Here is a 12,054-nt window from a genome sequence, read left to right as displayed (position 1 = left end):
TTATGCTCCGAAAAGAGGTAGTTATTAGCGCCAGCGGGCTATGTAGCGCGCTTTGTTGGGATCGAACCAGGTGTATGAGAACTCTTCTACTTTGTCCTCATTGGACCAGCTCCAGCGTTGCACTCGAGGAAGGACTGTTCCAGCAGGAAACCCCAGAGCCTCACAGACCCATGTGGGCGCTTTCGCGCAGTCGATCTGGTCTTCAACCTTACTGATCCAGAAGCCGAACTGGGTTTCGTAGTGTAGGTATAGGGATTCGTGCAGATCATCAACCTTCAGGGATCTGACATGGGCAGCGTTGAAAAAGATCTCTTCCATGGCTACTAGTCGGCGGTTAAGCATACGCTCTCGGCGGATGCTCCAAACAGATCCGCCTGGGAAAGTAGAAGCAAGAAAAGTGACGTCTCGTTGTTCTGCAATCAGCGTATTGGCTGAGGGTGCTCCGCCCCCCTCAAGCAACTCTAGATGGAAGAATCCATACACTGGTTTTCCATCCGGGGCACGTGAGACATAGGTGCCTGACCCTTGGCGGCGCTCGATTAGCCCATCCTCTTCAAGTTTCGCTAGAGCCTTGCGAAGCGTGCCGATCGCTACACCGAGATTGGCGGCAAGTTCGGCTTCTATGGGTAAGCGATCACCAGCAAGCCAGCGCCCTGAGCTAATCTCCCTGCTGAGATACTCTGTGATCTGCTGGTAGATTGGGAGCTTCTTCGTCTGTTTTGTATTTGATAACGACATATGATCAATTCTTAGTTGATTTCGAACAATTTCGAAAGTATAACGAAAATACATTCATAATTCATTTACATTATTTCAGGTCGTTGTTAGGATCAAGCGAAATTAGAACACAGTTTTTCGCACATCAATCTGTTTTAGTTTTTAGTCTGAGGGTAAAAAATGCAGCGTGTCACACTTGGTAATTCAGATCTTTCGCTTAGCCGTCTTGTATACGGCGTATGGCGATTGGCTGATGGTAAGGATCAATCTCCTGCTACGGTGCGTGCAAAAATTGATGCATGCTTGAGTCAGGGCATTACTAGCTTTGATCATGCTGACATATACGGGGACTATGAATGCGAACGCCTTTTTGGTGAGGCGTTGAAAGAGCAGCCGAGCCTTCGCGACTCAATGGAGTTGGTGAGCAAGTGCGACATTGCCCTCATTTCTGAAAAGTACCCATCTCGACGTGTGAAGTACTATGACACTAGCGAGACGTACATCAACACAAGCGTGGAAAATAGTCTGCAGCATTTACATACAGACTATCTGGATCTGTTGCTTATCCATCGCCCAGATCCATTTATGGACGCAGTTGAAACAGGTGCTGCGCTCGATAAATTAATTGATAGCGGAAAAGTTAAGCAAGTTGGTGTTTCCAATTTTCAGGTCTGGGACTGGAAGTTGCTTCAGCAGAATATGAGTAACCGTTTGGTGGTTAATCAAATAGAGATGAGCCTGTTGGAGCGTCGTGTGTTTACCGATGGCACGCTTTCGGCAATGCAGTCAGACGCAATGAGTGCGATGGCTTGGTCGCCATTGGGTGGTGGTTCCTTGTTTGGTGGTACAGACGCTGCGATACGTTTGCAGCCCATTTTTTCTCGCATTCAGGCGGAGCAGGGTTGTACCACTGACCTAATTGCTCTGGCATGGTTGCTGGCCCATCCAGCAAAAATATTACCTGTGATCGGTACTAACAACTTAGATCGTATTAAAAGTGTATCTAAGGCTTTAGACATCAAGTTAGATCGTGAAACCTGGTATGAGTTGTGGACTGCTGCTGCAGGGCAAGAGGTGCCGTAAAGAATAGATTGAGTGTCTCATTTCAGACTGAATAAGCCACTCTGGTGTTATCAAAACAGCGTTTAATAATAAATATAAACAAGGGCAGTCGATGATAGTCGTGAATAAGGCGTTGCTCCTCTTGGGGTGGGTCAATGATCGTTTAAGCAAGTTGGGTTTAGGTATAGCCTGGATTCTGGTGGCCGTAATGGTTGCAACCATCTTGCTGCAGGTATTTATGCGTTATGTTTTGAATAACGCCCTTCCATGGCCTGAAGAGGTCGCTCGCGCTCTGATGATTTGGATGATGGCACTCGTTGCTGCGCCCGCTTTGCGTCGGGGTGATTTTGTAGCTATTACTCTTCTACCAGATTCTCTACCTCGTTTTATCAGTGGCCTTTTGAGATTGGTTCTGACCTGTTTTGCTATCGCTATTTTGTGGATTCTGAGTGATATCTCAATAGACTTTTTCCAACGAGGCTTCCGTACTCGTGCAGCGAGCTTTAATCTTGCTCGTGCTTGGGTCTATCTGGCCATGGCGGTTTGCTACTTCACAATGCTCTTCGTGACCATAGAGATGGCTTTGAAGCATCTGAAAGCTCTCGTTAGCCCGGAGGTTGAGTCATGAGTTTGACCCTATTTTTGCCTCTCTTTCTGATACTTATTCTGATTGGAATGCCTGTTTTCTTTGCGATGCTGGCTGCACCTGGATCCATGTTAATGTTGCTGGATATGGAACGTGATATCCCGCTTCTGTTCCGCAATATCTATAACGGTATAGATAGCTTTCCACTCATGGCGATCCCCTTCTTTATGTTGGCAGGCGAACTGATGAATCGCGGTGGCATAACGCTATCTCTAGTTCATTTTAGCCAATCGCTCTTGGGGCATATCCGTGGCGGTTTAGCGCATGTGAATATATTTAGTTCCATGCTTTTTGCTGGTCTTTCGGGCAGTGCTGTAGCTGATACAAGCGCGCTTGGTTCGATGTTGATTCCGGCCATGGAAAAAAATGGGTATAAGCGAAAGTTCGCTGCTGCTATAACAGCTGCTAGCTCAGTGATTGGGCCTATTATTCCGCCCAGCGGAATTATGATCATATATGCCTACACCATGGAAGTTTCTGTGGCTGCTCTTTTTGCTGCTGGTCTTGTGCCGGGGATTTTGGTCGGCTTAGCTTTGATGGCAATTACCTCAGTGATGGCTCGCAAATATGACTTCCCAGTGGCTAGCAAGAAAGCTACCTGGCGCGAGCGTGGTGAGGCTGCCCGAGGAGCATTCCTCCCTCTGCTCACTCCTGTGATTATTCTAGGCGGTATTTTGGGGGGTATTTTTACCCCTACGGAAGCCAGCGCAATTGCTGTTGCCTATGCTCTGATACTAAGCCTGTTCATTACGCGAACGCTTAAAGCCCGTGAGCTGCCTGAAATATTTAATAAAGCTGCGATATCGAGTGCCGTAGTGCTCCTACTTGTAGGAGCTGCAATTGCATTCAAGACCGTTGTAAGTTTGTCCCATATTGCTGAGGACCTTGCTCAGTACGTGCTGAGTTTGAGTGATTCGGTCTACATGCTTCTGTTTATGATCAACTTACTGCTCTTCGTGGTTGGGATGTTCCTAGATGCAGGTCCAGCAATCATTATTCTTGGTCCTATTCTTGGCCCCGTGTTTATTAGCATGGGAGTTGATCCTATTCACTTCGCGATAATCATGAGCGTAAACCTAACGGTAGGATTGGCGACACCACCCATGGGGTTGGTGCTTTTTGTGGCGAGCTCGGTCTCAGGAGAAAAAGTTGAGACGATTAGTCGCGCTATTTTGCCGTTTTTAGCAGTGGAGGTATTGGTGATATTCCTGATCACGTACATCCCTGCGATATCGATGACAATTCCAAGATTATTAGGGCTAGCAAACTAACCCTGATTAAAACCGAGGCAAGACCTCACAAAGCAAGCAAGAGGAAACAACATGTTTAATAAAACAAAAAAATTGTTGAGTGCAGCCCTAATCGGCTCGAGCATTGCCTTATCTGGCGCTGCTGCCGCTGCTGATTTCAACCTTCGAGCAGTCGCAAACTCAAATGAGAATGACGAGGACTATGATGGTCTTGTTGTCTTCAAAGATTATGTAGAAGCGGCTAGTAATGGTGCAATTAAAGTTGATCTATACATTGGTACTCAGCTATGTGCTAACGGTACAGAGTGTCTACAGGCAATTGAAGACGGTAGTGTTGATATATATGTATCAACATCTGGCGGCGTTGCTAGTACCTTCCCGTATGTTCAGATGTTTGACCTTCCATACGTAATGGCGAACGACCGTGTTGCGGAAGAGGTTTTACAGGGTCCTTTCGTTCGTGATCTACGTGACCAAATCTTGAAAGATTCAGACGGTGTTGTTCGCCTAATGACGATTGGTAACACTGGTGGCTGGCGTAACTTCGCTAACACCAAGCGAACCCTTCGTACGCCAGCAGATTTTAAAGGTCTGAAAATTCGAACAGTTGTTGCTGATCTGCCGCAGGAGCTGGTAAAAGCGCTTGGCGCTAGTCCAACTCCAATCCCATGGCCAGAGCTATTCTCTAGCTTCCAGACCGGTGTTGTTGATGGTTCTAAAAACGGTATTACTGACATCATGGGTATGAAGTTCCCAGAAGCTGGCCTTAAATATGTAACTCTAGACGGTCACGCTTATATGGCGGCACTGTGGATGATGAACAACGAAGTGTTCAAATCAATGCCAGAAGAGATGCGTAAGGTCGTTGTTGATGGTTTCGCTGCACTTCAGCAGGCAACATTTGCAAGTCCAAAACGTAAATCTATTCAGGCTTACCAGGAGTTCAAGAAGATCGGTGGAGAGCTTTACGTTCCGACTCCAGATCAGAAAGCCGCTCTTGCACAAGCAGCTAAGCCAGTTTACAGCTGGTTCCAGTCAAATGTTCGCGAAGGCGACCGTTTCTTTAAAGCATTCCAAGCCGCGTCTAAAGAAGCAGAAGCTAAGTTTGCTGCAGAGTACGAAAAAGACCTTAAGTAAATTGTGTTGACTAGATAAGGGGGCTTTCGGGTCCCCCGCTTTTATTGGAATGGGTAAATATGTGCTCGGTAGTCTTTAACTATGATAAGGCTCTGTTGAATCTGTTCGGGAGTCATTTTTTTGACGATCTCCTCCAGACTGATTGCAGCGTCCGGATCGCCGCCGATAGCCGAGAGCGTATACCAAGCGTACCCGCGTACAAGGTCAGGAGCGGGCATTCCGCGGCCGACTTCGTAATACCAGCCAATACCCGACTGGGCACCTGGGTGACCACGCAAACTGGCACGCAGATACCATTCAAAGGCTCTAATGTCATCGCGCTCCACGCCTGTACCCAACGCATACATACTGCCAATGAGTTCCTCCGCATCGGCATTGCCGGTTTGAGCCATTGGGTAAAGAACATCATAGGCACGTTTGTATTCGCCACGTTCCATCATGTTTTTTGCATCTTCAACATCGACAGCAAATACCGGAGTTGATATAGCGATGCAGATCGTTAAAGCTAAATTCTTTACCATTTTTATTCTCTTCTCTTTGCCTGTATCGGCGCAGTTACCTTGGCCGCCTATAGTTATAGATGACTATCTTACCACTCGTCCTGAAGCTGTCGAGTTAGGCCGAAAACTCTTTGCTGATGAGATACTTAGTGGTAACAAAAATATATCTTGTCAGACCTGCCATCACCCTGATTTTGGAACCGGTGATGGATTGTCGCTAGGGCTAGGTGAAGGTGCTATGGGCATTGGCACCGAGCGAATAGCTAATAGTGGAATTAAGAAACGAGTTCCTCGCCATTCACCGCATCTTTTCAATCTCGGTCACAAGTCTATAACAGCACAGTTTTGGGATGGACGTATCTCAATAGATCCTGACGCACCCTCTGGATTTAACAGTCCAGCAGAGGCTTGGCTGCCACACGGCTTGAAAAGTCTGTCTGCGGTCCAGGCGACCCTCCCGTTGACTGCCCAGTTCGAGATGGCTGGTAATACAGGTGAGAATGAAGTTATTGGCGCTGTGAGGCAGCGTATTGATTATGCTTGGCCTGTAATTGTTGAACGGGTTATTGCAGAAGATAACTACTGGGCTTTGATTAAAGCGGCCTATCCCGAGCTTCAGAATAGACGCGACACCCATATTACACATCTAACGAATGCGATTGGAGACTACATCAACTCTGAGTTTCGTAGTTTCAATGCCCCTATTGATAAGCTCTCCCGTGGAGAATCCGTTGATCTGACCAGTGATCAACGCCAAGGAATGGAGCTTTTTTATGGCAAGGGTCAATGTGGAGAGTGTCACTCAGGACCGCTCTTTAGTGATGGCAAATTCTACTCCCTGGCCATGCCTCCCATGGGGCCTGGTCGAACTCGTCAATGGGATCCATGGGCTCGTGATGTGGGACGTATGGGCGTGACGAATAATGCAGATGACGCATACGCATTTCGTGTGCCTACCCTGCGCAATCTTTCATTTACCTCGCCTTATGGTCATAACGGTGCCTATGCAAGTTTAAAAGGGATGATTCAACATCATAACAACCCAATTCAAGCGCTCGAAAATTATGATCGTAAGCAGGCGGTTTTACCCAATGCTCCGCATATCGAAGTAATTGATTGGATCGGCTTTAACGATAAACGGGAGTTAGAGCGAATTAAACGTTCAGTGGATTTGAAGCCCCTTGGATTGAACGAGAGCGAGATCGAGCAAATCATTGAGTTTCTCAAGTTGCTTGATGAACCAGAATTAATAGATAAATTACAGAAGCGATGAGTGCATTTAAACGAAGGCTGCCAGGTTTTTTGGTCGTCGGTATTGTGGCGTTAGCCGCTGCCTTTTTAGGAGAACATTATGGTACTCCCGTTTTGTTGTTGTCCCTTCTGTTAGGATTGGCGACCAATTTTTTGTATGAAGCACCAGGTGTTTCCTTAGGTGTGGACTTCAGTGCCACAACGCTTTTACGTGCAGGTGTCGCGCTACTTGGGGCTAGAATATCTTTTGATGCTCTACTCCACTTCGGTCCATTTACTCTTTTCCTTCTCGCTCTCATGGTTGTTGCCACAATCATGTTTGGCACTTTTATCGCAAGGTTTTTAGGTCTAGAACGTGATTTAGGAACTCTAACGGGGTGCGGTGTAGGTATCTGCGGAGCGTCGGCGACAGTTGCGATTGCCGCTGTTTCCCCGAAAAATGAAAATTCTGAGCGTGCCGCTGCTGTAACGATTATTGGTATAACCGTAATGAGCGCTATAGCTATGGTTGCTTATCCGCTTTTAGGTCACTGGCTCGGAATGGATGATCGTCAACTGGGATTCTTTCTTGGGTCTTCTATTCACGATGTTGCCCAAGTCGTCGGAGCAGGCTACAGCGTGTCACCTGAGACCGGTGATGATGCAACATTAATCAAGTTAATACGTGTAGCAATGTTAGCCCCAATTGTTTTTGCGCTAGGTACATTTTACAGTCGTAAAGGGGTGACGAAAGGTAAGCCTGGGTTTGCTGTTCCGGGCTTTCTTTGGATATTCATTGTGTTAATGACTGTTAACTCACTTGGTCATATTCCGCCAATGCTGCAGTCAAATATTCAGCTTCTCTCAAGTTCGTTTTTGATAGCTGCAATAGCAGCAATTGGTTTGCGTACTCAACCGTCTAAATTGCGTGGGATAAGTAAACCGTTACTCATACTCATTGCCCTCGAAACTCTGTTTATAGGGTTAGTATCGGCCCTACTGGCGCTTTGGGTCTGAACATAACTGTTTTATGCCATCTATGGCAGCACGGAATACCGTTCGTCCTGAACATAAAAAGGGAGCCTCAGGCTCCCTTGGAAGTGGTTTCAAAACTTCATTCAGATGAGAATTGTTGCTTAGTGTTTTCCACCTTTGCCGCCGTGGCCACCTTCGCCGCGCTCATGACGATCACCTTTGCCTTTGCCTTTGCCTTCATTAGCGTGCATCTGGTCAAACTTCGCTAGCTGCTCTTCTGTCAGTACTGACTTGATCTGAGCGTGCATCTGATCGCGCATGCCGTCGCGGGCATTTTCACGCATGTTCTCGCGTTGCTCCTGAGTTAGGTTCTCCTGCATCGCTTTGCGGTCAGCTATGCGCTGGTCGAATAGGACTTTCAGTTCAGCCTGCTGCTCAGTCGTTAGGCCAAGCTTTTCTGTGAGTCGTTCTACTGCGCCTTCTGGTCCTTTGCCGCCATCAGCGTATGCGATACCAGCGATAGAAGCAGTTGCGATAGTTACAGCAGTCAATGTAGCAAGTAGTGTCTTTTTCATGGGAATCTCTCCTCGTTTCGTTGAGATCATTATTAGCGATGTAAATGCTAAGTTGGGTTAAGAGAGCGTAAAGTTGCGTAAAGTTTTTCGAGTTCAAACCATTAGCCGTTACACTGTTCGTATCGAATGCTTAAGGAGCTCCAATGGCTGCTAATCTGTTACTTGTTGATGATGATGTTGAACTGACTGAGATGCTCGGTGAGTACCTAGAGAATGAGGGCTATTCAATATCCTATGCAGACTCAGGTGAAGCGGCCCTTGCGCGATTTGATGCGGGGGAAGCATATGATCTCTGTGTATTCGACATCATGATGCCAGGCATTTCGGGTTTAGAGTTGCTGCAGCAGATACGCCCTAAGATCTCTACCCCAGTAATTATGCTGACTGGTCGTGGCGATGATATAGACCGCATATTGGGATTGGAGATGGGAGCGGATGACTATATGCCTAAGCCTGCAAACCCGCGAGAGCTTCTAGCACGCATTAAAGCGGTTTTACGTCGCTCTGCAGCGATGGTAGCGCCTAAGCAGGCGGAAGAGTTCTCGATAGCGGGAATTCTACTTAACACACAAACGCGCATTGTAATGGCTAAAGATCAGCCCCTAGCGCTGACCAGTGCAGAGTTCAATGTACTCCACCTGTTGATGGAGAAGGCAGGTACGGTCGTGACTAAGGAGTGGTTGACCGAGCAGGTACTCCATCGCAAATTGACGGCTTACGACCGCTCGATCGATGTCCATGTTAGTCGTGTCAGAGCTAAATTGGATCAAGTTGAAGCGGGATTGGCGGATTTGATTAAGACAGTGCGTGGTGAGGGTTACCAGTTAATCCTGCCGCAGGGGCAGTAATCGATGCGTTGGTATCAGCACCTATTTTGGCGCATCTTCGGTGCGGTTTGGCTGGTCAGTATGTTCGGCATCCTGGTTAGTTTGGTACTGTTTCTAGCCTTTTCCGATCTCTATCAAGAGAATGCGATTACCCAAGAGCGCGCCCAGTCCACAGCTCGTGAGCTAATTAACGACTATGAACACGGTACACCAAGAGAGCGTTTGGGCGGGCACCGTCTGCCTATCTGGATCTATAGCGTTAAAGATAATGACTTTATCTATGGCGAGAAGCGCACCCAAGATCGTGAATTGGCTGAGTTTGATGTTACCGCCTACGATGGTGACCGCTACAAAGTATTCTATCCAAAAACCCGTACGGCCCGACTGGTCGATCGCTTAGTCGGCTTTGTCCTCTCCTTCCAAGTTCTGTGGGTGCTAGCGGTCTCCTTCCTGAGCAGTATGTTGGTTACCTGGATCGTGGTGCGGCCAATCAACATTTTGCGAAGCTTTGTTCGACACCTCTACCTTAAACGAAATCTCTCTACCCGAGCCGAAGGTAAGGTGGTTGAGCGTCGTGATGAGCTGGGTGAGCTGGCGCGTGAGTTTAACTCCATGGCGGACTATGTAGAGCAGACGCTAGATACGCAGCAGCGTCTACTACAAGACGTTTCACATGAACTGCGAGCACCGTTAGCGCGCCTGCAAGCGGCAGCTGGGCTCGCAGAACAGCGCTGGGGTGTCGATGATAAGTCACTTCAGCGAATCCTGCGTGAGTGTGGCAACCTGGATGCGCTCATTTCTGAAATTCTCTCTCTCGCTAGAGAGGCGCAGGAGATGGCTGATTCTCCTCAAGAGTCGGTCACTGAACTGCTGGAACAGAGTATAGAAGAGGCCCAGATATTGGGTCCGAATCATTCGTTCTCACTGGTTACTTCAGAGTTGCGAGCTGATGCGAATATCTCGAGAGAGCCGCTGCAGAGAATCCTCTCCAATCTTCTTAATAATGCGATCAATCACACATCCGAGGGGACGGCTGTCACAGTGTCGGCTTCATCCTCTGCACACACGCTCAAGCTGGTTGTATCTGATACAGGTGATGGTGTCGCACCTGAACTATTGGCATCTTTGGCCGAACCATTCCGACGGGGTAAAAGTTCTAAAGGGTATGGTTTAGGGCTAAGTATCGTAGCGCGTGCTGCGGAGCGTGTCGGCGGATCGGTGATATTTACTTCGCCAGAAGGCACTGGCCTTAGGGTAGAAATAAAACTGCCGCTCGCTACTAAGTAGGGAACGGCAGTTTAGTCTGTTCGGTTTACAGTGCGTCTGAGCCTGTTTCGCCTGTACGAATACGTACAACCTGCTCAAGCGGAGTAACGAAGATCTTACCGTCACCGATCTTGCCGGTGTTAGCAGTAGAGCTGATCGCTTCAATTACTTTTTCAAGCATCTCGTCGTCGATAGCGACTTCAATTTTTACCTTAGGAAGGAAGTCCACTACGTACTCAGCACCACGGTACAACTCGGTGTGACCTTTCTGACGACCAAAACCTTTAACTTCGGTAACGGTTACGCCCTGAATGCCGATGTCTGAAAGTGCTTCACGCACGTCATCCAGTTTAAACGGCTTAATTACAGCTGAGACCAGTTTCATCTGTTTCTCCTATAGTTGGGTGAGACTAGCCTTGCGGGTAGTTTGTCTCAATACTTTGTCTGCTATGCATTATGTACTCTGTTCTCAAAAGGCTCAAGGAGTCCTAGGTCGTAAAACGAAAAAAGCCCCTACCTTGGAGGTAGGGGTGGAGAATGGGCCCATCCCTGAGCCCGTGGTTTCAACAACCTAAATATTGAGAATGAGCATTTACTTACGTGAGGTTACGAACTCTGGGTACGCTTCCATACCACATTCAGAGATATCGACACCTTCGTACTCTTCCTCTTCGCTTACGCGTACACCCATCACTGCTTTGATGATGCCCCATACGATCAAGCTACATACAAACACCCAACCAAAGATAGTTGCCGCGCCGATAAGCTGACCAGAGAAGCTAGCACCGTCGTTAGTTACTGGTACAAGCATTAGACCTAGGAAGCCAACAACACCGTGTACAGAGATAGCACCGACAGGATCGTCAATTTTCATCTTATCCAGCGTTAGGATAGAGAAGACAACCAGAAGACCACCTAGTGCACCGAAGATGTGTGCTTCAAGCGCAGTTGGAGTTGAAGGTTCAGCAGTGATTGCTACAAGACCTGCAAGCGCACCGTTAAGTGCCATTGTAAGGTCTGCTTTACCGAACAGGATCCGAGCTAGGACTAGTGCTGCAACTGCACCACCCGCTGCTGCTGCGTTAGTGTTCATGAACACCACGGCTACAGAGTTAGCGTTTGATACATCAGAAGTTGCTAGTACTGAACCGCCGTTGAAGCCGAACCAACCCAACCATAGGATGAATGTACCTAGAGTTGCCATTGGTAGGTTAGCACCAGGGATCGCGTTGATTTCGCCGTTCTTACCGTATTTGCCTTTACGAGCACCTAGCAGAAGAACACCAGCAAGCGCAGCAGCTGCACCAGCCATGTGTACGATGCCAGAACCTGCAAAGTCAGAGAAACCTAGGTCGCCCAGTGTGTACATGCCGAATACTGCGTTGCCGCCCCAAGTCCAAGAACCTTCCATTGGGTAGATGAAACCAGTCATTACCACAGCAAAAACTAGGAAAGACCAAAGCTTCATGCGCTCTGCAACAGCACCAGATACGATAGACATTGCAGTTGCAACGAATACTACCTGGAAGAAGAAGTCAGCAGATGGTGCGTAAGTAGCAGGCTCTTCTGCGCCAGTGAAACCATCGCCAGTGATACCGCTTAGGAAGTATTCACCGCCGTACATGATCGCGTAACCACTTACGAAGTACATGATACAAGCGATAGCGTATAGCGCGATGTTCTTAGTTAGAATTTCAGTGGTGTTCTTTGAACGAACAAGACCCGCTTCCAGCATTGCAAAGCCGCCGGCCATCCACATAACCAATGCACCACATACTAGGAAGTAGAAAGTATCTAGTGCGTACTTCAGCTGAGTAACATCTCCAGCTGTTGTATTGAGTAGTTCTTCCATAACTATGCCCTCCAAAC

At 47.8% G+C, this 12,054-nt stretch carries 13 protein-coding genes; 8 read left to right on the top strand and 5 right to left on the bottom strand.

What is annotated here, in order from left to right; genetic code table 11:
• Positions 1-24: 24 nt before the first annotated feature.
• Positions 25-738, bottom strand: coding sequence for a GntR family transcriptional regulator (locus HH196_RS08560; RefSeq protein WP_169451707.1), 714 nt, complete (start codon positions 736-738; stop codon positions 25-27).
• 159 nt (positions 739-897) lie between these two features.
• Between HH196_RS08560 and HH196_RS08555 the strand changes: the two genes are divergently transcribed.
• The 4 genes from HH196_RS08555 to dctP all read left to right on the top strand — a co-directional run bounded on the left by HH196_RS08555 (position 898) and on the right by dctP (position 4,812).
• Positions 898-1,800, top strand: coding sequence for an aldo/keto reductase family oxidoreductase (locus tag HH196_RS08555; protein WP_169451706.1), 903 nt, complete (start codon positions 898-900; stop codon positions 1,798-1,800).
• A 91-nt stretch (positions 1,801-1,891) separates the two neighbouring features.
• Positions 1,892-2,407: a TRAP transporter small permease gene (locus tag HH196_RS08550; protein ID WP_169451705.1), complete on the top strand. Its 516-nt coding sequence runs from the start codon at positions 1,892-1,894 to the stop codon at positions 2,405-2,407.
• Positions 2,404-3,696, top strand: coding sequence for a TRAP transporter large permease (locus tag HH196_RS08545; protein ID WP_169451704.1), 1,293 nt, complete (start codon positions 2,404-2,406; stop codon positions 3,694-3,696). Before HH196_RS08550 ends, HH196_RS08545 begins: the two co-directional genes overlap by 4 nt.
• 51 nt (positions 3,697-3,747) lie before the next feature.
• A complete protein-coding gene (dctP, locus tag HH196_RS08540; protein ID WP_169451703.1) occupies positions 3,748-4,812 on the top strand; it encodes a TRAP transporter substrate-binding protein DctP in 1,065 nt (354 codons plus the stop codon).
• Between the two features lie 41 nt (positions 4,813-4,853).
• Here dctP and HH196_RS08535 read toward each other — a convergent pair whose 3' ends face one another.
• Positions 4,854-5,333 carry a tetratricopeptide repeat protein gene (locus tag HH196_RS08535; protein WP_169451702.1) on the bottom strand — a complete coding sequence of 160 codons (480 nt, stop codon included), beginning with the start codon at positions 5,331-5,333 and terminating at the stop codon, positions 4,854-4,856.
• Here HH196_RS08535 and HH196_RS08530 point away from each other — a divergent pair.
• Positions 5,302-6,585 (top strand): cytochrome-c peroxidase, encoded by a 1,284-nt coding sequence (locus HH196_RS08530; RefSeq protein ID WP_169451701.1) that lies wholly within the window; start codon positions 5,302-5,304, stop codon positions 6,583-6,585. The genes HH196_RS08535 and HH196_RS08530 overlap by 32 nt on opposite strands.
• Entirely contained in the window at positions 6,582-7,559 is a 978-nt protein-coding gene (locus HH196_RS08525; RefSeq protein WP_169451700.1) for a YeiH family protein, read from the top strand. The genes HH196_RS08530 and HH196_RS08525 overlap by 4 nt, the downstream gene beginning before the upstream one ends.
• Before the next feature lie 119 nt (positions 7,560-7,678).
• Here the strand turns inward: HH196_RS08525 and HH196_RS08520 are convergent, their stop codons facing one another.
• Entirely contained in the window at positions 7,679-8,092 is a 414-nt protein-coding gene (locus HH196_RS08520; RefSeq protein WP_169451699.1) for a Spy/CpxP family protein refolding chaperone, read from the bottom strand.
• Positions 8,093-8,235: 143 nt separating this feature from the next.
• Here HH196_RS08520 and HH196_RS08515 point away from each other — a divergent pair, with 143 nt between their 5' ends.
• A complete protein-coding gene (locus tag HH196_RS08515; RefSeq protein ID WP_169451698.1) occupies positions 8,236-8,940 on the top strand; it encodes a response regulator transcription factor in 705 nt (234 codons plus the stop codon).
• Positions 8,941-8,943: 3 nt separating this feature from the next.
• On the top strand, positions 8,944-10,206 hold the full coding sequence (locus HH196_RS08510; protein ID WP_169451697.1) for a HAMP domain-containing sensor histidine kinase: 1,263 nt from the start codon (positions 8,944-8,946) through the stop codon (positions 10,204-10,206).
• Between the two features lie 25 nt (positions 10,207-10,231).
• Here HH196_RS08510 and glnK read toward each other — a convergent pair whose 3' ends face one another.
• Positions 10,232-10,570, bottom strand: a complete 339-nt coding sequence (glnK, locus tag HH196_RS08505) for a P-II family nitrogen regulator (protein WP_169451696.1) — start codon at positions 10,568-10,570, stop codon at positions 10,232-10,234.
• Positions 10,571-10,777: 207 nt separating this feature from the next.
• Positions 10,778-12,037 carry an ammonium transporter gene (locus HH196_RS08500; protein ID WP_169451695.1) on the bottom strand — a complete coding sequence of 420 codons (1,260 nt, stop codon included), beginning with the start codon at positions 12,035-12,037 and terminating at the stop codon, positions 10,778-10,780.
• Positions 12,038-12,054 lie beyond the last annotated feature (17 nt).

It is taken from the genome of Marinobacterium sp. LSUCC0821 (assembly GCF_012848475.1).
GTDB lineage: Bacteria > Pseudomonadota > Gammaproteobacteria > Pseudomonadales > Balneatricaceae > Marinobacterium_E.
The sequence above is the reverse complement of the archived record's forward strand: the minus strand, read 5'-3'. Positions and strand labels throughout refer to the sequence as shown.